Source organism: Streptomyces sp. NPDC059861 (assembly GCF_042731435.1).
Taxonomy (GTDB): domain Bacteria; phylum Actinomycetota; class Actinomycetes; order Streptomycetales; family Streptomycetaceae; genus Streptomyces.
Window position 1 is genome coordinate 79,910 of the sequence record NZ_JBHWJQ010000003.1, and the last position, 26,494, is coordinate 106,403.

Consider the following 26,494-nt stretch of genomic DNA (forward strand, 5'->3'; position numbering starts at 1 on the left):
GAGCTTTCAGCACCACCGTCAGTGAAGGGGCCGGGGGATGAATGCCCGCACCGAGCCTGCCGAGGACGACGCCGCGATACCGCGCCCGCCTCTTGTCCGCGAGTTCCTGCTGGTCGCGGGACTCTTCCTCGTCTACAAGTCCGTCCGGCTGCTAGCGACCGGCCACATCCAAGAGGCCTTCCGCAACGCACATCGGGTCTGGGACCTGGAACGGGCCGTCCACCTCCCGGCCGAGGGCTGGGTGCAGTCCCTGCTGCTGCACGGCGACACGCTGGTGCGGTCGGCGAACACCTACTACGCCACCGTCCACTTCCCCGCGACCGCGGCCTTCCTGGTCTGGCTGTACCTGCGGCGCCCCGAGCACTACGTCTGGGCCCGCCGGGTCCTGGCCGCCCTCACCGCCGCCGCACTGGTGGCGCATCTGACGTTCCCGCTCGCGCCGCCGCGGATGCTCGCGGCGACGGGGCTGACGGACACCGGGCAGGTGTACGGACCCTCCGTGTACGGCTCCCCCGAGACCGACCAGTTGTCGAACCAGTTCGCGGCCATGCCCTCGCTGCACTTCGGCTGGGCGCTGATGCTGGCCGTCGGCCTGATCGTGGCGACCCGCTCGCGGCTGCGCTGGCTGTGGCTGCTGCACCCGCTGCTGACACTGCTGGTGATCGTGGGCACCGCCAACCACTACTGGCTCGACGCGATCATCGCGGCCGCGCTGCTGGCCGGGGCGCTCACGCTGGTCCGGCCGGCGGTCCGCACGGCCGCCCCGGCCACCCGGGTCGTCGTACCGGCACGGCGGACGGCACGACGGGCGGCCCAGGCCTCGGCGCGGCGACCGGCACAACCGGTGCAGGAGCCGGCGCTCGTGGAGGCGGGCCGATGAGCGCCACCGTGCTCGCCGTCGTCCTGTCGCTGTTCTCGGCGGTCGCCTACGCGGCCGCCGCCGTGGCCCAGGAGCGGCTCGCCGCCCGCTCCGCCGGCTCGGGCGTGCTGCGCCTGCTGGGCAGCGCGGCGTGGTGGGTGTCGGTGGCGCTGAACGTCTCCGGCGCGGTGCTGCACGTCGTCGCCCTGAACTACGGACCGCTGACGGTGGTGCAGCCGCTCGGGGCGCTGACGCTGGTCGCCGCGGTGCCGATGGGAGCCTGGCTCGCGGGAAAGCGGGTCAGCGCGGTGGAGTGGCGGGGCACATCCTTCACACTGGCCGGTCTGGCCGCGCTGCTCGTGACGGCGTCCGGGCCCGCGCCCGACGACGTGCTCAGCGTGACCGAGGCGCTGACGGTCGCGGGGTCGGCGTCCGTGCTGATCTGCCTGCTGGCCCGGCCCGGGACCCGGCCCGGCCTGCGGCACGCCGGCGCGTCCGGGATCGCCTCCGGGGTGGGCTCCGCCCTCACCCAGACGGTGACGGTGGCCGCCACGGACTCGTCCGGCTCTCTGCTCAGCGCCCAGGTGGTGGGTGTGGCCCTGCTCGTCGCGGTGTTCGCGAGCGGCGGCGTGCTGCTGTCGCAGACCGCCTACCGTGGCGGACTCGGCGCCCCGCTCGCGGTGGTGACCCTCAGCAATCCGTTGGCGGCTGCGGTGATCGGCCTGTCCCTGCTGGGCGAACGGCTACAGGGCGGGGCGGCGGGCGTGCTGCTGGCCGTCGCGGGGGCGCTGCTGGCGTCCTGGGGCGTGGTGCTGCTGTCCCGGACGCCGTCCGGCGACCGCATCGTGCTGTCGTCCGAGCCGGAGACGCGGGTGCCCCGGCCGTCACGGCCGGGGCACCTCACGCCGCTTTGAGCGGCGCGGCGGATCCTGACTACTCCGTGACGATCGCCGGGTCGCTGACACCCGGGCGCCCGTTGTCGACGTGCCCCGCGAAGCGCCGCAGGTACGCCGGGTCGGCGTCGGACGTGACCGTCAGGTCGTACCAGCGCCGGCTCTTCGACAGGTCGGCGACGTGCTTCACCGTCGAGCCGGGCCGCACCTTCAGGGTCTTCGTCCGGCCGGTGTAGCCGTCGACCAGCTTCAGCTGAGCCGTGCCGGAGCCCTGGTTGGTGAAGGTCAGCACGATGTCGTCACCGAAGTGGCGCGCGGTGACCTCCGGGCCGGCCACCTTGTTCGGGCCCTTGAAGACGCGCACGAACCCGTTGGGGCCGTGCACGGACAGGTCGTAGAAGCCCTTGGAGTACACCGAGTTCCAGGTGTCGGAGAGGCTCTTGCCGGCCTCGGTGGTGTACTGCCACGGCCCGTCGGTGCGGTTTCCGGAGGTGACGAGGAACGCGGCACCGGCCTTCTCGCCGGAGGCGAAGCCGAGCGTGAACTTCCCGGCGGCCGCGTCCACCGCGCCGTCCACCAGCGGGGCGTACCTCAGCGGGCGGGCCGGACGCAGACCGCGCTCCTGCTTCGGCATGTCCGGGTCGGCCGGCGGCGTCGGACGGTAGTCCGGGTGACGCTCGCGGTCCGGCGGCTCGTAGGCGTCGGTGTCCGGCAGGCGGGCCGGCTTGGTGTCCTTGCGGGAGAAGTCGAAGGCCGACGTCAGGTCACCGCAGACGGCACGCCGCCAGGGCGAGATGTTCGGCTCCCTGACGCCGAAGCGGCGCTCCATGAAGCGGACGATCGAGGTGTGGTCGAGGGTCTCGGAGCAGACGTAGCCGCCCTTGCTCCACGGCGAGACGACCAGCATCGGCACCCGCGGGCCGAGACCGTAGGCGCCGGCCGGGCGCTTGCTGTCGCCCGGGTAGACGTCCAGCGAGACGTCGACCGTGGACAGGCCCTGCGCGGCGGACTTCGGCGGCAACGGCGGCACCACGTGATCGAAGAAGCCGTCGTTCTCGTCGTAGGTGATGAACAGGGCCGTCTTCGCCCACACCGCCGGGTTGGAGGTGAGCGCGTCCAGGACCTTGGCGATGTACCAGGCGCCGTAGTTGGTCGGCCAGTTGGAGTGCTCGGTGAAGGCCTCGGGGGCGGCGATCCAGGAGATCTGCGGCAGCCGGTCGGCCACGACGTCGGCCTGGAGCTGGTCGAAGTAGCCGTCGCCGTTCTTGACGTCGGTGCCGGTGCGGGCCTTGTCGTACCAGGGGTCGCCGGGCTGGGCGTCGCGGTACCTGTTGAAGTACAGCAGCGAGTTGTCGCCGTAGTTGCCCCGGTAGGCGTCCTCGATCCAGCCCCAGGAGCCGGCCGCGTCCAGGCCGTCGCCGATGTCCTGGTAGATCTTCCAGGAGATCCCGGCCTGCTCCAGGCGCTCGGGGTACGTCGTCCAGTCGTAGCCCAGCTCGTCGTTGCCGAGGACCGGGCCGCCGCCCTTGCCGTCGTTGCCCGTGTGGCCGGACCACATGTAGTAGCGGTTCGGGTCGGTGGAGCCGATGAACGAGCAGTGGTAGGCGTCGCAGACGGTGAAGGTGTCGGCGAGGGCGTAGTGGAACGGGATGTCCTCACGGGTCAGGTACGCCATGGTCGTGGTGCCCTTGGCGGGCAGCCACTTGTCGTACTTGCCGCCGTTGTAGGCCTGCTGGCCGTCGTTCCAGCCGTGCGGCAGGCCCTCCAGGAACTGCATGCCGAGGTCGTCGGCGTCCGGGTGGAAGGGCAGCACCTCCTTGCCGGCGTTCGCCTGGTGCCAGACCGACTTGCCGTTGTCGAGCTTCACCGGCCGCGGGTCGCCGAAGCCGCGGACGCCACGCAGCTTGCCGAAGTAGTGATCGAAGGAACGGTTCTCCTGCATCAGGACGACGATGTGCTCGACATCCTCGATCGTCCCCTTGCGGTGGTTGGCCGGCAGTGCGGCGGCCCGCTCGATGCTGCTCGCCAGGGCGGTGAAGGCCGTGGTGGCCCCCGCGATCTGGAGGAACTTGCGCCGGTTGACTTCGGGCATGGCTGAGGGACCTCTCGTCCTGAAGGAGTTCGACCGGGCCGGATACTGACGAAATGCGCGCGGAAGGAGTGTTCCAAGAGCACCGAACGTCAGGGAAGGGTGTGATGGCGTCGCTGTGAAAGTCGCGAGTACGCGGCGGTTCTTCAGGGAGTGTCCCGACTATCGCGGACGTCACATGACAAATCGCCACCGGATGGCCGGGGGACGGGAGGGAAGCGCCGAAGCTGTCACGCCGTCACCCCGGCCCGACCGTGGCGCCGTCGGCGACCTGAACGCCGGCGGTGCCCGGTCAGGCCTCGGGGGTGGGTACCACCGTGAGATGGCTCTCGCAGCGACGGTCGCGAGACCGGCGACGGGGGGCGGGGGCGGGCCGGCGCGGCTCGCGCAGCACCATGGTGAGCCGGGTGCAGCCCATGTCCCGCAGGGTCCTGGGCGTCTCGGCGACGATCCGGCAGTCGGTGGCGCCCCAGCGGGGGTCGGGGTGCAGCAGCGGGCGCACCGCCCCGTCGTGCTCGACGGCGGCCTCACCGACGGCGCGCACCCAGTGCGGCAGCCCCTGCCGGTAGGCGGCCTCCATGATGGGGTCCTGCGCGATCTCCCGCCGGATGGCCTGCAGCCCGTGGTCCTGGCCGTGCCGCTCCACGGTGTCGGCGAAGTGCGCCAGCATCGGCAGGCACCAGCGCGACTCGTGGTCCCCGAGCACACCGGCGGCGTCCGGGTGGAACAGCACGAACCTCAGGAAGTTCTCACCCGGCATGGCCGTCGGATGGGGCGCGACCTCACGGAAGAGCGACGCGAACGCGCTGTTGGCCAGGACGACGTCCCAACGGTGGTCGACGACCACGGACGGAAAGGGCACCGCCTCCATGAAGGCGGCGTAGTCCTGCAGATACGACTGCGCCTCGGAATCCTCGGGGACGGACCGCAACGCGGACCGCTGCCCTCCTGCCTGGTGTGCCATCGGGAGGTCACCCCTCTTGCCTATGCGGCCTTCACGCGGCGACCCGATCCTGCTGCCCCGAAGCTTGCCATGTCAACTATCGTGGCATTCAGGGCCGGTTGACGGCTGAAATTGGCCACAGTTGTGGCGAGACCTGGATGTAAGTTCGAACCACCCGCTACTCTCCGGGAAGTTCACGGCAACCACTCGCGAGAAGTGTGTGAGAGACGTAGGAGACCTGTCGGTGACGGATGGCTACGAGGTTCCGGGCGCCACGGCGACGGCCACCCTGCCGGCCGTGATCGTCCGCGTCACCGCGCTCGCCGACCGGCTGGGCGTACCGCACGCGGAGGTCTTCGACACCGCCCGGCTCTCCGTGGCCTGCGGCGTCCCCGAGTCCGTCGTCAGGGAGCTGCTGCACGGCCGCCATGCGGGCGAGCCCGATGTGCAGGCGCGCTTCCTGCAACGCCTGGATCTGCTGCGGCGCACCCGGCTGAAAGGCAACGGGCGCAAGTACACCCAGCAGGAGATCGCCGACGGCGCCGGGATGTCGCGGCAGCAGGCGGGCGCCCTCATCAACGGCGACCGGCGCCCCACCATGGAGCACTGCGACGCCATCCAGCGCTTCTTCCGGGTGCACGCCGGTTTCCTCACGGCCGAGGACCCCGAGGCGCTCACGGACGTCCTCCAGCGCACCGAGCAGGAGCTGCTTCAGAAGCTCGCCGACCGGGAGCGGGAGGCGGCCGCGGCGGCCGACGACCCGCTGGAACGGCTGCTCCAGGACCACGGAGTGCGCGGAATCGCCTGGCGGGCCGCCCAACTGCCCACCGACCAGCACCGCGACAAGGTCGCCGAATGGCTGGACATGCTCTTGGAGAGCGTCAAGCGGCCCGAGTCGTGATCCGGGAGAGAATCTGTGGGCATCGGTAAGGAAATGCGTCGTCTGTGCGGCGAGCTGGTCGCGGAGCTGGACCTGCCCGCGCCGGCACGCCCGGCCGACCTGTACGCCGCGCTGTGCGACGCGATGAGCAGACGCCGCGGCCGCCCCGTCCACTTCCGTACGGCCGCCTTCCCGATCGGCACGGCCAGCGGGCTGTGGCTCGACATGGCCGACCAGGACCTCGTGGTCATCGAGGAACGCACCGCCCCCGACCACCAGTTGGTGATCCTCGGCCACGAGCTGTGGCACATGAAGGCCGGGCACTGCAGCCATCACGTCGAGGGCGCCGCGGTCGCGGCCCGTTTACTGGACGACAACGCCGACCTCCAGGCGACCGTCCTGAAGGTGGCCGCCCGCACCCGCTTCGACCTCGCCGACGAGAAGGAGGCGGAGAGCTTCGGGCTGCTGCTCGCCAGCAAGTGCCGCACCTGGCTGGCGGGTTCGGCGCTCCGCGGGCCGGTGCAGCGCGACCGCCTGGCGGGGCGGATCGAGGCGTCGCTGGGCTACGTCGGTCCGCAGCACTAGAAGCGGCGGCGCCCCGCCCGCCGAGTCTCGGCCGAAACACCTTCACACCGGCGCGGAGCAGCGCATTCGCGCCGCGCCGCGGTGCGTCGCGCCTCCGCTGAGCGGGCGAACCGGGGTGCCGCCGGGCCGGATTGTCAGTGGCGGACGGCAAGCTGGGAGTGCGCCGTCGAGTGTGGGGGCGTACGTGCCGTTCCGGCACGTGTTGCGACGACGAGGCGGGGAGAGCCGACCGATGCCCACTGCCGTACTGACCGACCGGGAACGCACCGCCGTGCAGGCCTATCTGCGTCTGCTGCACACCGTACGAGCGGCGTTCGACACCGCGGCCGGGCCGCCGGACGCCCGCCGGCCATCCCTCGTCCCGCCCGCCGTTCTCGCCGAGGCGGAACAGGCGCTGGCGGAGGCCGGCCTGACGGGCAACGAGGAGGAGTTCTTCCGGCTGCTGCAGAGCTGGTGCCCGGAGCACTGACCACTGAGCCCGGCGAACGGGGAGCGGGAAGCAGGGGCCGCACGCCGTCAGGCGTGCGGCACCGTCACCGAGGTGGCCACCAGACCCCGCTGGATCGTCCACCGGCCGTCGAAGGCGCCGAGCCGACGGCCGTCGACCACGGGGCCGGGCACGAGGAGCTCGGCGTGGAAACGGCCGTGCCGCGCCCCTTCGGGGCCGACGGCGATCTCGATGTCGGCCTCCGAGAAGTCCAGCCACCTCCCGGTGAGCGGGAACCACGCCTTGTACACGGACTCCTTGGCGCTGAAGAGCAGACGCTCCCAGTGGACGCCCGGGTGGCGCGCGGTCAGCAGGCTCAGCCGCTCCCGCTCGCCCGGGAGCGCGACGGCCTCCAGCACACCCGCCGGCAGCGGCGCGTGCGGCTCGGCGTCTATGCCGAGGGAGGCCATATCGGTCTCACGGACCAGCGCCGCTGCGCCGTAGCCCTCGCAGTGGGTCATGCTGCCGACGAGCCCGGCCGGCCAGCCGGGGGCGCCGCGCTCGCCGGGCAGGACGGCCTGCGGGGGCACCCCGAGCTTCTCCATGGCACGGCGGGCACAGGCGCGTACGACGGCGAACTCGCGCCGCCGTTTGACGACGGCCTGCGCGACGATCGCCGCCTCCTGCGGGTACAGCGGCGCGGGCTCGCTCCCGTCGTCGCCGTGCACCTCCACGGACACGACCGAGTCGGGCAGCAGCTCCTCGATCACGGCGTCGTGTCCTCCTTCGGCAGGATGCGGCGCAGCCGGCCCGGCGGCTCCTCGCGCCCCCGCCACTCACGCGGATAGCCCACCGACACCTCCTCGAAGCGGACGCCGTCGTGCCAGGTGGTCCGGGGGATGTGGAGGTGCCCGTAGACCATCGTCTCCACTCGGAACCGGCGGTGCCAGTCGGCCGTCAGCCGCGTACCGCACCACATGGCGAACTCGGGGTACCACAGGACCTCGGTCGGGTGACGGTCCAGCGGGTAGTGGTTGACCAGCACGGTCGGCAGGTCTTCGGGGATCTCGGCGAGCCGCCGCTCGGTCTGCGCGACCCGTGCCCGGCACCACTCCTCGCGCGTGGGGTAGGGGTCGGGATGCAGCAGATGCTCGTCGTTGCAGACGATGCCGGTCGAGTGCGCGTAGGCCAGGCCCTCGTCCTTCGTCGTGCAGCCGGCGGGCAGGAAGGAGTAGTCGTACAGCAGGAACAGCGGCGCCACGGCCACCGGCCCGCCGGGGCCGTCCCAGACGGGGTACGGGTCCTCGGGGGTCGTCACGCCCAGCTCGCGGCACATCTGGACCAGGTGCTCGTAGCGGGCGACGCCACGCAGGGTGACGGAGTCGGAGGGGTGGGTCCACAGCTCGTGGTTGCCCGGGACCCAGATCACCTTGGCGAAGCGGCCGGCGAGGAGCTCCAGGGCCCAGTGGATGCGGGACACGCTCTCCGCCACGTCGCCGGCCACCAGCAGCCAGTCGTCGTCGGTGTCGGGGCGCATCTTCTCCACCAGCTCGCGGTTCTCCGCGTACCCGATGTGCAGGTCGCTGATGGCCAGCAGCTGTCCGGCACCACCGGCCGTCGATGTCACCTGTCCGCCCCCTCACGATCACACGGAGGCACCACGACAACACATGCGCGCCCCGGTCGGCAAGGGCCACCGGAGTGTATTGGGGGTTATCAGGAACCCCCACGACGGGTGGGCGGGATCGGCGATTCCGTAACCCGCATGTTGCACGCGGCGGGCTCGCGAAGCCGTATGATCGCCCCAACACCAGCGCCCACGAACCCCCCTTCACGCAAGGGCGATTCGGTGTTCCTCCCAACACCCCCAGGCCGGGCCGGCCCCGCTCCGCCGTGCCCGCGAACCGTGAAAGGCGGCCTGCATGGTCTCTCGCGTACGCGTCTGGCTCAACCGCACGTACGCGGAGAACGTGTTCTTCATGGATCAGCTGCGGAGAAATCCCAGCGACCGGGCCGTCGAGATCCATGCCACCCACAGCGACCCCGACTCCCCCGTCCTCGCCGCCGCCGACACCGCCGACCTGGAGCCGGAGGGACTGTCCCCCGCCGCGTACGTCGAATTCGCCCTGAACGTGTGCGCCAGGCGCTCGATCGACGTGTTCGTGCCGCGTCTGCACCAGGCGGCCGTCGTGGCGCACCGCGCCGAGTTCGAGGCGGTCGGCACGGCGCTGCTGGCGCCGCCGCCGGAGGCCGTGGCCGTCTTCCACGACAAGGTGATCGCCTACGAGGCCGTCCAGGCGATCGGGGTGCCGGTGCCGCCGTGGTGGCGGGTCCGCAGCGCCGACGAACTCCTCGCGGCCGTCGAGGAGCTGGAGGCGGGCGGGCACAAGGCCTGCTTCAAGCCGGCGTCCGGTGCGGGCGGGGTGGGCTTTCGGGTGATCACACGCGCTCCCTTCTCGCTGCTGCACCTCGGCGGGTTCCCCACGCCCTACGTCCAGCTCGACCTGGTGCTGGAGGCGCTGCGGCAGGCCGACGAGCCGGTGGACTGGCTGGTGATGCCCCGGCTGGAGCAGCCGGAGGTGTCCGTCGACTGCCTCACCGGGCGCGACAACGTGGTCCGGCTGGCCGTCGGGCGGACGAAGAGCGGGCGCCGTCGCGGGTTCACGCTGCACGAGCAGTTCCTGGAGCCGGCGCGGCGGATCGCCGAGGGGTTCGGGCTGCACCATCTCTCCAACATCCAGTTCCGGATGTTCGGCGACCAGCCGGTGCTGATGGATGTGAACACCCGTCCGGCCGGCGGGCTGCACCAGCTGTCGCTGTGCGGGGTCAACGCCCCCTGGGCCGCCGTACGGATGGCGCTGGGCGACGACCCCGGTGAGATCGTGCCGCCGTTCCTCGGCCAGGACTACACGGTCGTGTCCGCTCCTCGGCAGCTGCGGCCGGTCTCCGTCCCGGCGCAGCGCCGGGAGGAGGCGGCTCCGGTGCTGCCGGCCGTTCCCGCACCGGCGCCTGTCGGGTCCGGGGCGCCGGTTCTGCCACTGTAGGTGGTGCGCCGGGTGCGGGTCGTGGGGGCTCGTCGCGCAGTTCCCCGCGCCCCTTCCCCGGCGTTCCCGCCGGTCGGGTCCGACGGCTAGACCGGGTACCCCCACGCATTCGCCAACTCCGCGAGCCTGGGCGGGAGTCGGGTCGAGGGATCGGCTTCGCGGGCGGGCTGGATGCGGCCTGACTTGATCGTGCTGCTCCAGTCACCGAGCTGAGGGCGGAACCGGCCGTGGTCGCGGCTGCCGTAGTCGAGCATGCCGCTCTCCCACTCGACGCCGAGGTACTCGCACACGCCGCGCGTCGCCCGCTCCGGCTCGGCGGTCAGGTCCTCGTACGTGATCACATGGGCGTCGAGGTTCTGGCGCGCCTCCTCCAGCTTCTCCGCGTAGTCCAGGACCTCGGCGTGGATGGCCGCCAGGTCGGGCTCCTCGCGACGGTCCGTCAGCGAGGCGACGATCGCGCCCGGGTGGCGGAGCAGCAGGATGTAGCGGGCGCCCGGCCAACATCGCTCCAGCCGAGGCCAGATGAGGGTGTTGGGCGGCGTCTTGTCCACGATGACGTCCTTGCCGCTGCGGGCCAGTTCCAGGTGGAGGATGCGGTCCCACAGGACATGCTCCAGCTCCTCCCTGTCGAGCTGGAGTTCCTGCATGGCGGCCGCGGTGAAGCCGCGGGTCAGCTGCACATGGACGGTGCGCAGATGCATCTCGTGCGGGGCGCGGACGCGGCTGTGGCTGTTGAGCAGGACCCGCAGCAGGGTCGAGCCGGAGCGCACCGAGGACAGCACGAAGACCGGCGACTCCACCAGCCGGGGAGCGCGCGGCGCGGTGAACGCGGGCTTCGGCGTGCCCGCACGGGGCGCGGGAATCGCGTTCAGGGCACGGCGCGGTGGGCTCACCGCCTGGATCATCAGCCTCCCTCGACGCCTCAGTCCCTTGCCGATCGACGACATACGCGGGTCTCGCACCGTGCCACCTCTCTGTTGCGCCGTGCCTCCGAATGTCACGGGTGTCAGACGAACTCCAGGTGTCCAAGGGGCGAAGCGCGGGAGCCACGGACGGCGTCATTCCGCCGGTGGCCTGGCGCTTCACCGCTTCCTTGAAAATTTCTGGGAGTTACCGTCCGCCTGCCCCGCGCACGGCGGTCAGAACCGGCCCGATCCGCGGTACAGCTGGAGTTCCCCCTCCAGTTCCACGGCGAGGACCGTGGCGTGCGGGTCGAGGTCGGCGGCGGCGGGCGGCTCGATCCAGAGCACGCCGGGGGTCTCGTGCAGGCCGCCCGTGACGTGGTGGGACAGCTCGGTCCCGGCGCCGAGCACCGTCACCCGGCGCACCCCGCCGAGCAGTCCGCGTACGTTGATCTCGCCGCGCGGGGCGTCGAAGAGGATCAGGTAGAGCGTGCGGCGGTCCGGGGCGAGGGTGCTCGGGCCGTAGTGATGCCCGGCGGGAAGTCCGCGCACGGTCCCGTACACGGCCTCGGCGTGCCGGTGGATCCAGGCGCCGAGCCCCTCCAGCCGTTCGGCCTGCTCCCGGGGGATGGTGCCGTCCTCCCGTGGGCCGATGCTCAGCAGCAGATTGCCGCCGCCGCCGATCGTCTCGGTGAAGTAGCGGACCAGCTGGCCGACCGACTTGTGGTGTTGGTCGTGGTGCTGGTGCCCCCAGGAGTCGTTGATGGTCAGGCACAGCTCCCAGGGGCCGTCGGGCGGGACCACCGGGGCTCCCTGTTCGGGTGTGGCGTAGTCGCCCTCGCCGAGCATCCGGGCGTTGAAGACGACGTCGGGCACCTCGGAGCGGATCAGGCCGGCCAGTTCCGGGATGCGCCACTGCTCCTCGCTGCGGTCCCACTCGCCGTCGAACCACATGAGGTCGGGCCGGTAGCGGGAGGTGAGTTCGCGGATCTGGCCGTCGCGGTAGGCGAGGAAGCGTTCCCAGGCGGCCAGGTCCTCGCGCTCGGCGGCGACCTCGGAGTAGCGGTTGTCCTCCAGCTCCGGCGGCCGGCCCGGTTTGCGGGTGGAGGCGTAGTCGGGATGGCTCCAGTCCGAGTGGGAGTAGTACAGGCCGACCTTGAGTCCCTGCTCGCGCAGGGCGCCGGCATATCCGGCCACCAGGTCGCGGCCCACGTTCAGCTCGCCGTGGGCGCTGTCCCACAGGGCGACGCCGTCGTGGTGACGGCTGGTCAGCACGGCGTACCGGGCGCCGGCGCTCGCGAAGAGCTTCGCCCAGGCCCGCGGGTCGTAGCGGGAGGCCGTGAAGCGGTACAGCTGGGACATGTACCTGTCGTACGGCACGATGTCGTCGTAGAACGACCAGGACTCCTGGACGCCGTCCACGGCGTAGATCCCCCAGTGGACGAAGATCCCCAGCTTGGCGTCGGTGAACCACTGCTGCATCGGCACGGGTCAGCCCCTCCGCAGGCGCAGCGTGAGGATCTGGAAGGGCCGCAGCGTGACGGCGACTTCGTCGCCGTCGATGTCCGCGTCCTTGAGCGGCCGCTCCAGCAGGTCGGTCACCTGGGCCCCCGCGAGCGGGAAGCCGGTGCGCAGGACGCCGGCGGCCCGGCCGCCGCGGCATTCGTAGAGCCGTACGACGACGTCGCCGGAGCGGTCGTCGGCGAGCTTCACGGCCTCGACGGTCACGCCCTCGCCGGTCACGGAGACGACGGGCCGCGGGGCCCCGGCCGAGTCCGCGACGCGCAGGGGGAGGTTGAGGGCGTAGCCCTCGGCGACCGCGTCCTCGACGCCGGCTCCGGGCAGCAGCGCGTAGGTGAAGCGGTGGCGGCCCTGGTCGGCCTGCGGGTCGGGGACGCGCGGGGCGCGGACCAGGCTGAGGGCGACGGTGGTGGTCGTACCGCCGTCCTCGCGGACCGTGCGGGAGACGTCATGGCCGTACGTCGAGTCGTTGAGGACCGCGACGCCGTAGCCGGGTTCGGCGATGTGCACCCAGCGGTGGCCGGAGACCTCGAAGCGGGCCGACTCCCAGCTGGTGTTGGTGTGCGTGGGGCGCTGGACGTGGCCGAACTGGATCTCGGCGGAGGAGTGGGGGGCGCGGACGTCCACCGGGAAGGCCGCCTTGAGGATCTTCTCGGCTTCGTGCCAGTCGATCTCGGTCTCGATGTCGACGCGGGGACTGCCGGAGCGGAGGGTGATCGTCTGGGTGATCCGCGAACCCCGGCCGAAGGAGCGCTCGACCTTCAGGGCGCCGAGCAGGGGGTCCCGCTCCACGACGGTGATCGACTCGGCGTCCAGCAGGTCGGTGTAGCGGTTCTTGTAGTGCTTGTCGATGTCCCAGGCGTCCCAGTGGTTGGGCAGGTCCGTGTGCAGGCGCAGCAGGTTGCCCGGCCCGGCGAGGACCTCGCGGCCGGCGCGGAGGTCGCGGACGGAGGCGAGGGTGCCGTCGTCGGCGAGCTCGACGCGGACGAGGCCGTTGTCGAGGGTGCGGTCGGTGACGGTCACCGTGTCGTGGGTGGAGGTGTCGTCCAGCGGCGCGCTGCCGCCCGCCGGCACCCGCGCCACGCCGAGCCGGCCGTCGGCCGCGCGGACCACCTCGTCCCGGTCGAACGGGCTGGTGTTGAACACCCGTGCCTCGCCGGTGCCCAGCGCCGCCAGCGCGTCCCGCGTCAGCGTCTCCAGCTCCTCGGCGACGCGCGCGTACTCCGCCTCCGCCTCCCGGTGCACCCACGCGATGGACGAGCCCGGCAGGATGTCGTGGAACTGGTGGAGCAGGACCGTCTTCCAGAGGCGGTCGAGCCGCTCGTACGGGTAGGCGTGGCCCGGCGCGTGCAGGGCCGCCGTCGTCGCCCACAACTCCGCCTCCCGCAACCGGTGTTCGCTGCGGCGGTTGCCCTGCTTGGTGCGGGCCTGGGTGGTGTACGTGGCGCGGTGCAGCTCCAGGTACAGCTCGCCGGCCCACACCGGGGCGTCCGGGTACTCCTCGCGGGCGGCGGCGAAGAAGGCGTCCGGGTGCTCGACGCGGACCTTCGCGGAGCCCTCCAGGTCGGCCAGGCGCCGGGCGCGCTCCAGCATCTCGCGGGTGGGCCCGCCGCCGCCGTCGCCGTGGCCGAAGGGCGCCAGGGACGTCGTACCGCGGCCCTTGTCCTGGTAGTTGCGGACCGCGTGGGCCATCTCCTTGCCGGAGAACTCGACGTTGTAGGTGTCGACCGGCGGGAAGTGGGTGAAGACGCGGGTGCCGTCGATGCCCTCCCACCAGAAGGTGTGGTGCGGGAACTTGTTGGTCTGGTTCCAGGAGATCTTCTGGGTGAGGAACCAGTCGTTGCCGGCGAGCCGGGCGAGTTGCGGGTAGGCGGCGGTGTAGCCGAAGGAGTCCGGCAGCCACACACCCTTGGTCTCGATGCCGAACTGCTCCATGAAGAAGCGCTTGCCGTGGATCAGCTGGCGTGCCATGGCCTCGCCGCCGGGCAGGTTGCCGTCGGCCTCCACCCACATGCCACCGACCGGCGCCCAGCTGCCCTCGGCGACGGCCTTCTTGATCCGCTCCCAGACCTGCGGGTAGTTGTCGCGCACCCATTCGTACTGCTGGGCCTGCGAGCAGGCGAAGACGAACTCCTCGTACTCCTCGGCGAGCGCGGTGACGTTGGAGAAGGTGCGCGAGGTCTTGCGCTTGGTCTCCCGGATCGGCCACAGCCATGCCGAGTCGATGTGCGCGTGGCCGACGGCGGAGAGGGTGTGCGCGCTGGCGTGCGCGGGCTTGGCGAGGACGGGGCGCAGCACGTCGCGGGCGTCCGCCGCCGTGCCCGCGACGTCGTCGAGGTCGAGGGCGTCCATCGCGCGGTCAAGCGCGTGCGCGATCTCGTGCCGGCGCGGGTCGTGCTCGCCCAGCTCCAGCATCAGTTCGCGCAGTACCTGGACGTCGAGGAAGAGGTGCCAGACCTCCTCGTCGAGGATCGCGAGGTCGGCGCGGCGGAAGATGTAGAGGGGCTTGTCCCCGGAGGTGAGGACGTCGCCGAGGGGGGTCGGCGCCGCGAAGTCGTTCGCCAGGATGTCGGGGTTGGACGCCGCCTCGACCAGATAGTCGACCGATTCCCCGCCCACCGCCGGGTGCGCGACCGGCACGTACTGGTTCTGCGGGTTGACCGCTTTCAGCGGGGTGCCGTCCGCGCGGTGGACCAGGGCCTCGGCCTGGTTGCCCGGCCAGTCGCCGACGAAGCCGAGGTCGATGACCACCTCGACGCGCCGGCCCGCCCAGTCGGCCGGCACCTGCCCGCGCATCCGGAACCAGGTGGTGCCCCACGGCGGGCCCCAGGGGGTGTCCATGGCGAAGGGCGCGTATTGGGCGGCGGCGGCCTCCGTGAACGGCACCGGCTCGCCCGGCGCCTGCCAGGACTCGACCGTGAGCGGAACGGTGGCCGCGTAGATCGCGGGCCTGATGCGCTGGTTGTGGACGCGCTCGACGCGCTCCTCGATCCGGCGGCGTTCGTCGTGCATGGGACAACCCCTCCTGAGGGCTCTGCTTGAGGACCTGAGGGCTCTGCCGGAAGACCGGAGCGCTCTACTTGAGGTACGACAGGCCGGGGTGGACGGCCCTGTAGCCGTCGACGAGCCGCCGGGCCACGCCCACCGAGTCGACCAGCGGATGCAGCGCGAAGGCCTTCACGGCCGTCGTGCGGGAGCCGGAACCGGCGGCCGACAGCACCTCGCGCTCGACCGCCTTCACCGCGCAGACCAGGCCGGTGGCGTGGTCCGGCAGCGGGTCCGCGGCCACCGGGTGCGCGCCGTTGGCGTCGACCAGGCACGGCACCTCGATCACCGCCTCGGTGTCGAGCACCGAGAGCGTGCCGCGGTTGCGGACGTTGAGGATCAGCGTCGTGCGCTCGTCCCGGGCGATGGCCCGCATCAGCGCGAGGGCCACCTTCTCGTAGCCGCCGGAGAGGTCGTCGGCGTCGCGCTCGCCGGCGCCCGCCGTCTCACGGTTCTCCGCCATGTAGGTGGCCTCGCGCTCGGCGCGGGTGCGGTCCCAGGCCCGCAGCGCGGAGGCGTCCGGGTCGCGCGTCTGCTCGTAGAAGCGGGCCTGCTGGTCGCGGAGGAAGGCGCCGCGGGTCTGTTCGGCCTCCTGGTAGGCGCGGACGGCTTCCCGGTTGAAGTAGTAGTAGTGCAGGTACTCGTTGGGGATCGCGCCCAGCGAGCGCAGCCAGTCGGTGCCGAAGAGCTTGCCCTCCTCGAAGGAGCCGAGCAATTCGGGATCGGCGAGCAGGCGCGGCAGTTCGTCGCGGCCGGCGACGCGCAGACCGCGCACCCAGCCGAGGTGGTTGAGGCCGACGTAGTCGATCCACGCCTCGGCGGGGTTCGTCACGCCGAGCACGCGGGCGATCCGGCGGCCGAGGCCGACCGGCGAGTCGCAGATGCCGATGACGCGGTCGCCGAGGTGGCGGGACATGGCCTCGGTGACCAGTCCGGCCGGGTTGGTGAAGTTGATGACCCAGGCGTCGGGGGCGAGGCGCGCGACGCGCCGCGCGATGTCGACCGCCACCGGCACGGTCCGCAGACCGTAGGCGATGCCGCCCGCGCCGACCGTCTCCTGGCCGAGGACGCCCTCCGCGAGCGCCACCCGCTCGTCGTGGGCGCGGCCCTCCAGACCGCCGACGCGGATCGCGGAGAACACGAAGTCGGCGCCGCGCAGGGCCTCGTCCAGATCGGTGGTCGCGGTGACCTCGGGCGCGCCGGGCACCCCGGCGGCCTGTTCGGCCAGGACGCGGGTGACCGCGTGCAGCCGGCCGGCGTCCAGGTCGTGGAGCACGACGTGCGTGACCCGGCCCTCGGCGTGGTCGCCGAGGAGCGCCCCGTACACGAGCGGCACCCGGAATCCGCCGCCGCCCAGAATCGTCAGCCTCACGCTTGCACCTCTCCTGCCACGACCACGTCCACTCCGGCCTCCTCCAGGGAGGACCGGGTCGCCGGGTTCACCGGCGCGTTCGTCACCACCACGTCCAGGTCCTCGGGACCGCACACCTTCGCCATGCCCGTACCCGGGAACTTCGCGGCGTCGGCGAGCAGGACGACCTGGTCACCGGCCTTGATCATGGCGCGTTTGACCGGCACCTCGACGACCGTCGTGTCCATCACCTGTCCCCCGGGCCGCACCCCGCTGGTGCCGAGGAAGAGCCAGTCGGCGTGCAGCTGGCGGAGGTTGTCCTCGGTGAGGAAGCCCACCAGGGAGCGGTACTCGCGGCGGAGCATGCCGCCGAGCAGCACCAGTTCGATGCCCTCGTCGTCGGCGAGCTCCTCGTAGACCACGAGGTTGCTGGTGATCACCGTGAGCCGGCGGCCGTGCAGCTGCCGGGCCAGCCGGTAGGCGGTGGTGCCGATGTCGAGCAGCACCGACTGACCGTCCTCGATCATCGCGGCCGCGTGCACGGCTATGGCGTCCTTCGCGGGCACGCGCACTTCGGCGACCTCGGCGAAGGGCTGGTCGCCCTCCTCGGCCACGGCGCCGCCGTGGACCCGCGTGAGCAGGCCGTCCTCCTCCAGCTTCACCAGGTCACGGCGGACGGTGGCGGGGCTCACCCCCAGTTGCTCGGAGAGGTCGGTCACGGCCGCGGGGCCGCCGGACCGCAGGGCCCGCAGGATGAGTTGGTGTCGTCGTTCTGCCAGCACGCGATGCACAGTACTCGTCATCTTCAATCATCGCCATGCTCATTTCTGCTCGGGTATTGACCAAACTCCGCGAGGGGCGCACGATTCCGGTCACCGAATTGAAGAGTTTTGACGAGAGGACGTTTCCGTGGACGACGACCGGCCCGATGTGCTGCTGACCGGGCTGCTCTTCTACGACCTCGTCCTCACGGGTCTGGGCAGGCCCCCCACGCCGGGCGAGGAGATCTGGACGGCCGGCATGGGCTGCGGCCCCGGCGGGATCGCCAACCTGGCGGTGGCCGCCGCCCGGTTCGGTCTGCGCACCTCCCTGGCCACGGTGTTCGGCGACGACTTCTACGGCGCGTACTGCCAAGAGGTCCTCGCCGGCCAGGAGGGCGTCGGCCTCTCCCGGTCCCGCACCGCGGAGGGCTGGCACACCCCGGTCACCGTCTCCCTGGCCACCGGTCACGACCGGGCCCTCGTCACTCACGGCCAGGTGCCGCCGTACTCGCAGGACGCTTTGATGGGCGACCCGCCGCAGGCGCGCACCGCGCTCGTGCACCTGGAGGCGGAACCGCGCGAGTGGCTGGCGAAGGCGGCCGCGAACGGCACGCGGATCTACGCCGACGTCGGCTGGGACCCCACGCGGGAGTGGTCCCGCGACCTGCTCGGCCAGCTCGCCCTGTGCCACGCCTTCCTCCCCAACGAGACCGAGGCGATGGCCTACACCCGCGCCGACAGCGCCACGGCCGCGCTCGCCAGGCTCGGCGAACTCGTGCCGGTCGCGGTCATCACGCGCGGCGGCGACGGCGCGATGGCCGTCGACCAGACGACGGGCGAGTACGCGGACGTCCCCGCCCTCGACGTCGACGTCCTGGACGCCACCGGCGCCGGGGACGTCTTCGGCGCGAGCTTCGTCGCGGCCTCGCTCGGCGGCTGGCCGCTGGAGGAGCGGCTGCGCTTCGCCGTCCTGGCCGCCGGCCTGTCCGTGGGCCACCACGGCGGCGCCCTGGCCGCGCCCGGCTGGTACGGCGTCGACCGGTGGTGGCGCTCGCTGACCGACCCCGGCCTGCGGCGGGCGTACGGCTTCCTGGCGGACCGGCTGCCGGCGGATCCCGGGCCGCCCGTCGCCCACGCCCCCGTCACCCCGCCCGCACGACAGCACTGACTCCCCCCACTTGCCCGTCTCATGCGAAGTCCCGAACAGATCCGAAAGGCGGTGGGAGCTGTGCGGCTCTCACGAAGAGGCCTGCTGCGCGCGGGCCTGGCCGGTACGGCCGCCGCGGCGCTCGGCGGCCTGACGTCCGGCTGCGCCGTCCCGACCGGTTCGACCGGCCGGAACATGGTCCTGTGGTACTGGAGCGGCGGTCTGAGCGACACCGTCGTCAAGGAGGCCAAGGCGCGTTATGACAACGTCGTCAGCCTCAAGGCCCAGCAGATCGGCGGCTACTACCGCTCCAAGCTGATCACCACGATGGCCGGCCGCGCCCACATACCCGACATAGCCGGGCTCAAGGGCGAGGACATGGCGTCGTACCTGCCGAACGCCGACCAGTTCGTGGACCTGCGCACGCTCGGCGCGGAGAAGCTCAAGAGCCGGTACCTGGACTGGAAGTGGCAGCAGGCAGTCGCACCGGACGGCAGTCTGATCGGGTTCCCGATCGACGTGGGTCCGGTGGTGCAGTACTACCAGCCCGCCGTCTACGACAAGGCAGGGCTGCCGTCCGAGCCCGAGGACGTCTCGCGGGAGATGGACACCTGGGACAAGTTCTTCGCGGCCGGCGAGCAGCTGAGGAAGCGGGTGCCGGGCACATACATCCTGACCGACGTCGGCAGCGTCTTCGAGATGTCGATCGGCCAGGGGACCACACGGTTCGTCGACCGGGACCGCGTCTTCATCGGCGACGGCGAGCACGTCCGTGCCTGCTGGGACCGGGCCGTGGAGGCCAAGCGGCGCGGGATCGTCTCCGACATCGTGACAGGCACGCCGGACTCGATCTCGGCCACCGAGAAGGGGCAACTGCCCAGCCAGCTCAACGCCTCCTGGGCGGCGGGCGACCTCAAGCTCCAGTACCCGAAGACCGAGGGCAGATGGCGGGTCGCCGACTGCCCGGGCGGCCCCTCGAACGTCGGCGGCTCGTTCCTCGCGATCACCAAGGCGTGCCGGGAGCCCGAGCGGGCCTTCGAGATCATCACCTGGATGCTCGGCGCGGACAACCAGGCTCAGGGCTTCGTCGAGGCCGGCCTCTTCCCGTCCACCCCGGCCTCGTACGGGATGGCGAAGCTGCGCGAGCCCGACCCGTTCTTCGGCGACCAGATCACGATGGACGTCTTCGGTCCGGCCGCGGAGCAGATCCCGGTCGCCTTCAACAGCCCGTACGACATCGCGCTCGGGCAGCCGATCCGGGACGAGATCAAGAACGTCGGTGTCCTCGGCAAGGACCCCCGCACAGCCTGGAGGGACGCCATGAGCAAGTGCCGGCGGATCGCGGACCACCTGGGGGTGAGCTACTGATGGCGACGCTCCCCGCGGTGGACAAGCCCCCGGCGGCCGTGGCGGACCCGCCCGCCGCGCGGCCCCGCACCGGCATCCGCAAGTACTGGCACCTCTACGCCGCGATCTCCCCCTTCTACATCCTCTTCCTCGCCTTCGGCCTGGTCCCCGTCGGCTTCTCGCTCTTCCTCTCCTTCCACCGCTGGGACGGCCTGGGCTCGATGGAGTGGGCGGGCCTGGCGCAGTACCAGTACCTGCTGACCGACAGCGACTTCTGGCAGTCGATCGGGAACACGGTCGTCATCTGGGCGCTGGCCACCATCCCCATGCTCTTCATCGCCATGGTGACGGCCGTGATGCTCAACTCGGCGGTGCGGCTCAAGAACGTCTACCGGTTCGCCTACTTCCTGCCGAACGTCACCTCGATCGTCGCGGTCGCGATCATCTTCGGTTCCGTCTTCTCCACCAACTTCGGCCTGGTGAACGCCCTGTTGCAGGCCGTCGGCCTGGACCAGGTGGCATGGCTGAACACGCCGTGGGGCATCAAGGTCGCCATCGCCACGCTGATGACCTGGCAGTGGACCGGCTACAACGCGATCATCTTCCTCGCCGGGCTCCAGACCATCCCGGGCGATCTGTACGAGGCGGCCCGGATCGACGGCGCCGGTCCCGTGCAGACGTTCTTCCGGATCACGCTGCCGCTGATGCGGCCGGTGCTGCTGTTCGTGCTGGTCGTCTCGACGGTCACCGGACTCCAGAGCTTCGCCGAACCGCAGGTGCTGCTGCAGACGACGGCGAACGAGTCGACCTTCTCCGGCGGCCCCGACCACGCCGGGCGGACCATGGTCCTCTACTTCTTCCAGCAGACCTTCGACAACAACGACTTCGGCTACGGCGCCGCCGTGGCGTGGGGCATCTTCCTCGTCGTCGTGCTCTTCTCGATCATCAACTGGCGGCTGGTGCAGCGCCGGGGCGAAGACTAGGGAGGCCCCCTCACCATGGCATCCACCATCAAGGGCTCCCGGCGCCGGGGCATCGCACTCCACGTGGTGCTGGTCCTCGGGCTGCTGCTGTCGGCCTTCCCCTTCTACTGGGCCGTGATCATGTCGACCCGCACGTCGACCGAGATCTTCTCCTACCCGCCCAAGCTGCTGCCGGGCTCGCACTTCGGCGAGAACGTCAGCCACCTCTTCGACAACATCGACTTCTTCGGCTCGATGCTCAACTCCCTGCTGGTCGCCGTGTCGGTGACGGTGCTGGTGCTCTTCTTCGACTCGCTGGCGGCCTTCGTCTTCGCGAAGTTCAGGTTCCCCGGCAGGGGCCTGCTGTTCGGGCTGCTGATGTTCATCTTCATGGTGCCGGCGCAGCTGGCGGCCATCCCGCAGTTCGTGATCATGGCGAAGATCGGCTGGATCGGTTCCGTGACCGCGCTGATCGTCCCGGCCGCGGCCAACGCGTTCGGCATCTTCTGGATGCGCCAGTACATGAAGGGCGCGATCCACGACGAGCTGCTGGACGCCTCGAAGCTGGACGGCGCCGGGTTCCTGCGCCAGTACTGGCACGTGGCGCTGCCGGTGGTGCGGCCGGGTTTGGCCTTCCTCGGCATCTTCACGTTCATGGCCCAGTGGAACGACTACGCCTGGCCCCTGATCGCCCTCACCAACCCCGACAACGTCACCCTCCAGGTCGCCCTCTCCCAGCTCAACGGCAACCACGGCACCACCGACTACGGCATGGTGATGACCGGCGCCCTGCTCGCGCTGATCCCGCTGCTGATCGTCTTCGCCATCGGCGCCCGGCAGATCATCGGCGACCTCGCCAAGGGGCAGTCCGCGAATGACCGCGCCGTTCTCCTGGCTCCGCCCCTGGGAGGCACCCGAGGTGACCTCCTGGGGGCGGCTGCCGATGTGTGCCGTCGACCGGCGTCACCAGGCCGTCCCGCTGGACGGCGAATGGCGCTTCCAGCTGCTGCCCGCGCCGGACTCACCGGTGGGCGACGCATGGGGCTCGGCGCGGGTGCCGGGCGCCTGGACCCTCCAGGGCACGGACGATCTGCCGCAGTACACCAACGTGCGGATGCCGTTCGCGCAGTTCCCGCCGCACGCGCCCGCCGCCAACCCCACCGGCGTGTACGAGCGTGCGGTCGAGGTGCCGGGCGGCTGGGCCGGGCGGCGGATCGTGCTCCAGGTGGGGGCGGCCGAGAGCGTGCTGCTCGTGCAGGTGGACGGGCGGCCGGTGGGGATCTCCAAGGACTCGCACCTGGCGGCGGAGTTCGACCTGACGCATATCGTGCGCCCCGGCTCGTCCGCCGTGGTCCGGCTGACCGTCGTGAAGTGGTCGGACGCCTCGCACATCGAGGACCAGGACCAGTGGTGGCACGGCGGGATCACCCGGCCGGTGCTGCTGTACGCCACGGACCCGCTGTACCTGGCGGACGTGACCGTGCGGGCACGGCGCGACGGTGACCTGCGGGTGGACTGCCAGGTGCGGGACGCGGGCGGCGGGCTGCCCGCGGGGTGGTACGTCGACGGGGAGCTGGACGGCCGGCCGCTCACGCGGGACGCGGAGTTCGACCGGGCCAACGCCGAGGACGAGCGGGTCTCCGGCTTCCTCGGCGAGGCGCGTCTGCGCGCCACGGTGCCCGACGTGCGCGCCTGGACCGCCGAGACGCCCGAGCTGTACGGCCTGACCGTCCGGCTGCGCCGCGCCGACGGGACGGTCGCCGACTCCTCGTACCACCGCGTCGGCTTCCGGGACGTCGAGATCGCCGGCCGGGACCTGCTGATCAACGGGGAGCGGGTGTTCGTCCGGGGGGTGAACCGGCACGACTTCCATCCGCTGACCGGCCGCACGGTGTCGTACGACGACATGCGCGCGGACCTCGTGCTGCTGAAGCGCTTCGGGTTCAACGCGATCCGCACCGCCCACTACCCGAACGACCCGGCCCTGTACGACCTGGCCGACGAGCTGGGCCTCTACGTCGTCGACGAGGCGGACGTCGAGTCGCACGACCACGCCCACGAGATCGCCGACGACCCGCGTTATCTGGCCGCCTTCGTGGACCGCGTCTCGCGGATGGTGCTGCGGGACAAGAACCACCCGTCGGTCATCATCTGGTCGCTGGGCAACGAGTCCGACTACGGCGCGAACCACGACGCGGCGGCCGGGTGGGTGCGGCGGCACGACCCCACCCGGCCGCTGCAGTACGAGGGCGCCGCCAAGCGCGGCTGGGCGGACCCGGACGTGGCGTCCGACATCGCCTGCCCGATGTACGCGCCGATCGAGGAGTGTGTCGCGCACGCGCTGTCCGGGCGGCAGACGAAGCCGCTCATCCAGTGCGAGTACTCGCACGCCATGGGCAACAGCAACGGCACCCTGGCCGACCACTGGGCCGCCATCGAGGCCACCCCGGGTCTTCAGGGCGGCTTCATCTGGGAGTTCTGGGACCACGGCATTCTCCAGGACGTGAGCGACGGAAGACCGGCCGGGCGCGCGGGCGCCGGGCTCTACGAGCGTGGTGTCGCCGCGCCCGGCCACCGCTGGGCGTACGGCGGCGACTTCGGCGAGGTGCCCCACGACGGCGCCTTCATCGCGGACGGCGTGGTCTTCCCGGACCGGACGCCCAAGCCGGTGCTGTACGAGCACCGGGAGATCGCGGCACCGGTGCGGCTGGAGTGCCTCCGGCACGAGGGGCCCGTGATCCGCAACCACCAGCACTTCCGTGGCCTGGACTGGCTGGCCGCCGAGTGGCAGCTGTCCCTCGCGGACGGCCGGACGCTGAGCGCACCGGCCGAGCTCCCCGAGCTGCGGCCGGGTGAGACGGCGGCGGTGCCCTTGCCGTTCGAGCTGCCCGAGGACGCGGACGAGGCCTGGCTGACGCTGCGGGTGACGACCGCGCGGGACGAGCCGTGGGCGCCGCGCGGCACCGTCGTGTGCCTGCCCCAGGTACGGCTCCGGGCGGCCCCCGTGCGGCGGAACCTTCCGGTGGCCGACCGGACCGTCGAGGTCGACACGGACGGGCTGCTGGTCCACCCCCTGCTGATCGCCGCCCCCACGCTGTCGCTGTGGCGGGCGCCCACCGACAACGACGAGCTGGGCGGCATGGCGGACCGCTGGCGGGAGTGGGGGCTCGCCGCGCCTGCCCGCAGGCTGATCGCCGTACGCCGGGCGGGCGCGAGCGTCGGCGTGCTCGTGGAGTACGTCTGCGAGGCCGGCGTCGTCCGGCACGAGCAGGTGTTCACGGCCGTCGAGGGCGGGATCCACGTCGAGGAGTCGGCGGAGCTGCCCGCGACGCTGGACGACGTGGCCCGGGTCGGGTCGGTGTTCGAGACGGTGGCCGGGCTGAACCTGCTGGAATGGTTCGGGCAGGGGCCCTGGGAGTCGTATCCGGACCGCAGCGCGGGCGCGCCGGTCGGCCATCACGCACTCCCCGTGGACGAGTTGTTCACCCCGTATCTGCGACCGCAGGAGAGCGGCGGCCGGCACGGCGTACGGCAGTTCAGGCTGTCGGCGCCGGACGCCACCGGACTCGCGGTGGAGCTGGGGCGGCCCAGCCAGATCTCCGTCACCCGCCACCGTGCCGCGGACCTCGCCGCGGCCTCCCACCACGACGAACTCGTCCCGCGGGACGGCTGCGTCGTGCACATCGACGCCGCCCACCGCGGCCTGGGCACCGCCTCGTGCGGGCCCGACACCGCGCCGGAGTACCTCGTCCCTACCGGCACCCACCGCTGGGGCTGGACCCTGCGCGTGCTCTGACCCGGTCGCCTTTCCGACTCGCCTCTCACCTCGCTTCCCACTTCGCTTCCACCTCGCCGCCCACGGAGCAGACGTGTGTACTTCGCATGACCAGCAGCAGGGGGAATCCCCGCAGGCCGACGCCGGCAGACGCAACTTCCTGCGGGCCACCGCACTGATCGGCGCCGCCGCCACCGCCGGGGTCGCGCTGCCCGCCACCGCCGCCGAGGCGGCCGGGCAGGAGCGGTGGCGACCGGATCCGCAGAGCCGGCGCTTCACGTTCGCCGTGATGCCGGACACGCAGTACCTGTTCGACGGGCCCAGCATCGACCCCGAGCCGATCGAGGCCTCCCTGCGTTTCCTGCTGGAGCAGGGCCGCGAGGAGAACATCGTCTTCCTGTCCCACCTGGGCGACGTCACGGAGAACGGCACCGCGGCCGAGGTCGAGGCGGCGAGCCGGGCCTTCCGGATCCTCGACCGGCACGGCGTCGGCTACAGCGTGCCCGCGGGCAACCACGACGTCCGGTCGTCCACCGACGACCAGCGCGGGCCGACCCCGTTCCTGGACGCCTTCGGGCCCGGGCGCCACCAGGGCAAGGACACCTTCGGCGGCGCCTCGCCCGACGGCTACAACACCTTCCACCTCTTCGAGGCGGCCGGGCGCGAGTGGCTGGTGCTCTGTCTGGACTGGCGGCTGTCCGCGAAGGGATTCGCCTGGGCGAAGGAGGTCATCGCCCGGCACCCGCAGGCCCCCGTCATGCTCACCACGCACGAACTGGTGTACGGCGACGACGCGCTCTCCGCGTACGGGCAGACGCTCTGGGACCAGTTGATCGCGGAACACGACCAGATCTTCCTCACCCTCAACGGTCACTACTGGCCCGCCGCCCGCGCGGTGCGCCGCAACGCCGCCGGGAACGACGTCCACCTGCATCTGACGAACTACCAGAACCGTTACTACGGCGGCGCGGCGATGATCCGCCTCTACCGCTTCGACCTCGACCGGAACACCATCGACGTCGAGACGATCTCCCCCTGGATCCTGGGCCGGGCCGCCAAGGGGCTCAACGCGCTGGAGCGGCGGGAGAGCGAACTGACCGGCCCGCAGGACCGGTTCTCCGTGGAGATCGACTTCGAGCGGCGGTTCGCGGGCTTCGCCCCGGTGCCCGCCCGGCCCGCGCGGCCGGCCGCCGCGATGCTGGTGCGGGGCACGGTCGCGTACTGGCGCTTCGACGGCCATGACGAGGGCGCGGCCGTCGCCGGCACCGTCCGTGATCTGTCGGGGCGGGGCAACGACCTCACCGTCGTGCGGGTGGGCGACGGCGCCCTCACCTGGTCGGCCGGCCACCACCCGGACCAGCCGGGACACGGCAGCCTGCGGTTCCACGGCGACAAGTCGCCGCTGCGCGGCGCCTACCTGCGCACGGTGGACGGCGCGCCGCTCAACTCGGCGACCTTCGTGCGGGGTTACACCGTCGAGGCCTTCTACAAGGTGCCGGACACCTGGAGCGGTTCCCGCAACGCCTGGGGCGGGCTGGTGAGCCGGACCGGCACGGGCGGCGCCGCGGGCAAGACCGAGGGCGACCCCGACGAGCCGCTCGCCACGCTGTCGCTCTCCGACGGGCCCGGCCCGCAGTGGGCCGTGCGGCCGGTCGACCAGCAGGGCATCGCCACGAACTGGGGCCACGAGACGGGCCGGGGGACCTGGTGGCACGTGGCCGTCGTCAACGACGGGCGGCACACCACGATGTACGTCGAGGGCTGCCCCGTGGTGCGCAACCCCACGGCCCGCTCGGTCGGGCTGACCTCGCTCGGGCTGCCCTGGCTGCTCGGCGGCTACGAGTACGGGGGCCGCATCGACCAGATCCACCACGGGTGGCTCGGCGACGTCCGGATCGTCGACCGCGCCCTGCCCGTCCCCCAGTTCATGAACCACTGAGCCCTACGCCGACCCTTCGAGGAA

Annotated in this window: 20 protein-coding genes and 1 pseudogene; 12 read left to right on the forward strand and 9 right to left on the reverse strand. The window is 71.7% G+C overall.

Annotation, left to right across the window (positions count from 1 at the left end):
- Positions 1–37: 37 nt before the first annotated feature.
- On the forward strand, positions 38–880 hold the full coding sequence (locus ACFV6X_RS03730) for a phosphatase PAP2 family protein (RefSeq protein WP_385377103.1): 843 nt from the start codon (positions 38–40) through the stop codon (positions 878–880).
- The gene (locus tag ACFV6X_RS03735; RefSeq protein WP_385377105.1) at positions 877–1,773 is read left to right on the forward strand and encodes a hypothetical protein; all 897 of its coding nucleotides are present in this window, start codon (positions 877–879) and stop codon (positions 1,771–1,773) included. Before ACFV6X_RS03730 ends, ACFV6X_RS03735 begins: the two co-directional genes overlap by 4 nt.
- 19 nt (positions 1,774–1,792) lie before the next feature.
- Here the strand turns inward: ACFV6X_RS03735 and ACFV6X_RS03740 are convergent, their stop codons facing one another.
- Entirely contained in the window at positions 1,793–3,844 is a 2,052-nt protein-coding gene (locus ACFV6X_RS03740) for a phosphocholine-specific phospholipase C (RefSeq protein WP_385377108.1), read from the reverse strand.
- 289 nt (positions 3,845–4,133) lie between these two features.
- Positions 4,134–4,805 carry a hypothetical protein gene (locus ACFV6X_RS03745; RefSeq protein ID WP_385377110.1) on the reverse strand — a complete coding sequence of 224 codons (672 nt, stop codon included), beginning with the start codon at positions 4,803–4,805 and terminating at the stop codon, positions 4,134–4,136.
- 223 nt (positions 4,806–5,028) lie between these two features.
- Between ACFV6X_RS03745 and ACFV6X_RS03750 the strand changes: the two genes are divergently transcribed.
- The 3 genes from ACFV6X_RS03750 to ACFV6X_RS03760 all read left to right on the forward strand — a co-directional run bounded on the left by ACFV6X_RS03750 (position 5,029) and on the right by ACFV6X_RS03760 (position 6,718).
- On the forward strand, positions 5,029–5,685 hold the full coding sequence (locus tag ACFV6X_RS03750) for a helix-turn-helix domain-containing protein (RefSeq protein WP_385377113.1): 657 nt from the start codon (positions 5,029–5,031) through the stop codon (positions 5,683–5,685).
- Positions 5,686–5,718: 33 nt separating this feature from the next.
- On the forward strand, positions 5,719–6,249 hold the full coding sequence (locus ACFV6X_RS03755; protein ID WP_385377507.1) for a toxin-antitoxin system, toxin component: 531 nt from the start codon (positions 5,719–5,721) through the stop codon (positions 6,247–6,249).
- 232 nt (positions 6,250–6,481) lie between these two features.
- The gene (locus ACFV6X_RS03760) at positions 6,482–6,718 is read left to right on the forward strand and encodes a hypothetical protein (protein WP_385377116.1); all 237 of its coding nucleotides are present in this window, start codon (positions 6,482–6,484) and stop codon (positions 6,716–6,718) included.
- Positions 6,719–6,765: 47 nt separating this feature from the next.
- On the opposite strand, the gene ACFV6X_RS03765 is transcribed toward ACFV6X_RS03760, so the two are convergent.
- A complete protein-coding gene (locus ACFV6X_RS03765) occupies positions 6,766–7,446 on the reverse strand; it encodes a 4'-phosphopantetheinyl transferase (RefSeq protein WP_385377118.1) in 681 nt (226 codons plus the stop codon).
- Positions 7,443–8,303, reverse strand: a complete 861-nt coding sequence (locus ACFV6X_RS03770; RefSeq protein WP_385377121.1) for a metallophosphoesterase family protein — start codon at positions 8,301–8,303, stop codon at positions 7,443–7,445. The genes ACFV6X_RS03765 and ACFV6X_RS03770 overlap by 4 nt, the downstream gene beginning before the upstream one ends.
- 295 nt (positions 8,304–8,598) lie before the next feature.
- Here ACFV6X_RS03770 and ACFV6X_RS03775 point away from each other — a divergent pair, with 295 nt between their 5' ends.
- Positions 8,599–9,720 carry an ATP-grasp domain-containing protein gene (locus ACFV6X_RS03775; protein WP_385377124.1) on the forward strand — a complete coding sequence of 374 codons (1,122 nt, stop codon included), beginning with the start codon at positions 8,599–8,601 and terminating at the stop codon, positions 9,718–9,720.
- A gap of 86 nt (positions 9,721–9,806) precedes the next feature.
- Here ACFV6X_RS03775 and ACFV6X_RS03780 read toward each other — a convergent pair whose 3' ends face one another.
- The 5 genes from ACFV6X_RS03780 to ACFV6X_RS03800 all read right to left on the reverse strand — a co-directional run bounded on the left by ACFV6X_RS03780 (position 9,807) and on the right by ACFV6X_RS03800 (position 17,321).
- A complete protein-coding gene (locus ACFV6X_RS03780) occupies positions 9,807–10,667 on the reverse strand; it encodes a sulfotransferase family protein (protein WP_385377510.1) in 861 nt (286 codons plus the stop codon).
- Positions 10,668–10,859: 192 nt separating this feature from the next.
- Positions 10,860–12,110 carry an alpha-L-fucosidase gene (locus tag ACFV6X_RS03785; RefSeq protein WP_385377127.1) on the reverse strand — a complete coding sequence of 417 codons (1,251 nt, stop codon included), beginning with the start codon at positions 12,108–12,110 and terminating at the stop codon, positions 10,860–10,862.
- Between the two features lie 3 nt (positions 12,111–12,113).
- A complete protein-coding gene (locus ACFV6X_RS03790; RefSeq protein WP_385377130.1) occupies positions 12,114–15,155 on the reverse strand; it encodes an alpha-mannosidase in 3,042 nt (1,013 codons plus the stop codon).
- Positions 15,156–15,219: 64 nt separating this feature from the next.
- Positions 15,220–16,560, reverse strand: coding sequence for a 6-phospho-beta-glucosidase (locus ACFV6X_RS03795; protein ID WP_385377133.1), 1,341 nt, complete (start codon positions 16,558–16,560; stop codon positions 15,220–15,222).
- Positions 16,557–17,321: a DeoR/GlpR family DNA-binding transcription regulator gene (locus ACFV6X_RS03800; protein WP_385377136.1), complete on the reverse strand. Its 765-nt coding sequence runs from the start codon at positions 17,319–17,321 to the stop codon at positions 16,557–16,559. Before ACFV6X_RS03800 ends, ACFV6X_RS03795 begins: the two co-directional genes overlap by 4 nt.
- 127 nt (positions 17,322–17,448) lie before the next feature.
- On the opposite strand from ACFV6X_RS03800, the gene ACFV6X_RS03805 reads away from it, so the two are divergent.
- The 6 genes and pseudogenes from ACFV6X_RS03805 (at position 17,449) to ACFV6X_RS03830 (ending at position 26,470) form a co-directional block, all read left to right on the forward strand.
- Positions 17,449–18,468, forward strand: a complete 1,020-nt coding sequence (locus tag ACFV6X_RS03805) for a carbohydrate kinase family protein (RefSeq protein WP_385377138.1) — start codon at positions 17,449–17,451, stop codon at positions 18,466–18,468.
- 60 nt (positions 18,469–18,528) lie between these two features.
- Positions 18,529–19,815, forward strand: coding sequence for an extracellular solute-binding protein (locus ACFV6X_RS03810; protein ID WP_385377141.1), 1,287 nt, complete (start codon positions 18,529–18,531; stop codon positions 19,813–19,815).
- Complete coding sequence (locus tag ACFV6X_RS03815) at positions 19,815–20,777, forward strand: carbohydrate ABC transporter permease (RefSeq protein ID WP_385377144.1); 963 nt, start codon at positions 19,815–19,817, stop codon at positions 20,775–20,777. Before ACFV6X_RS03810 ends, ACFV6X_RS03815 begins: the two co-directional genes overlap by 1 nt.
- Before the next feature lie 15 nt (positions 20,778–20,792).
- Positions 20,793–21,620, forward strand: a pseudogene (locus ACFV6X_RS03820) (carbohydrate ABC transporter permease); the annotation flags it as partial.
- Between the two features lie 10 nt (positions 21,621–21,630).
- Positions 21,631–24,552 carry a glycoside hydrolase family 2 TIM barrel-domain containing protein gene (locus ACFV6X_RS03825; RefSeq protein WP_385377146.1) on the forward strand — a complete coding sequence of 974 codons (2,922 nt, stop codon included), beginning with the start codon at positions 21,631–21,633 and terminating at the stop codon, positions 24,550–24,552.
- 73 nt (positions 24,553–24,625) lie between these two features.
- A complete protein-coding gene (locus ACFV6X_RS03830; protein ID WP_385377149.1) occupies positions 24,626–26,470 on the forward strand; it encodes a LamG-like jellyroll fold domain-containing protein in 1,845 nt (614 codons plus the stop codon).
- The last annotated feature ends 24 nt before the right edge of the window (positions 26,471–26,494 follow it).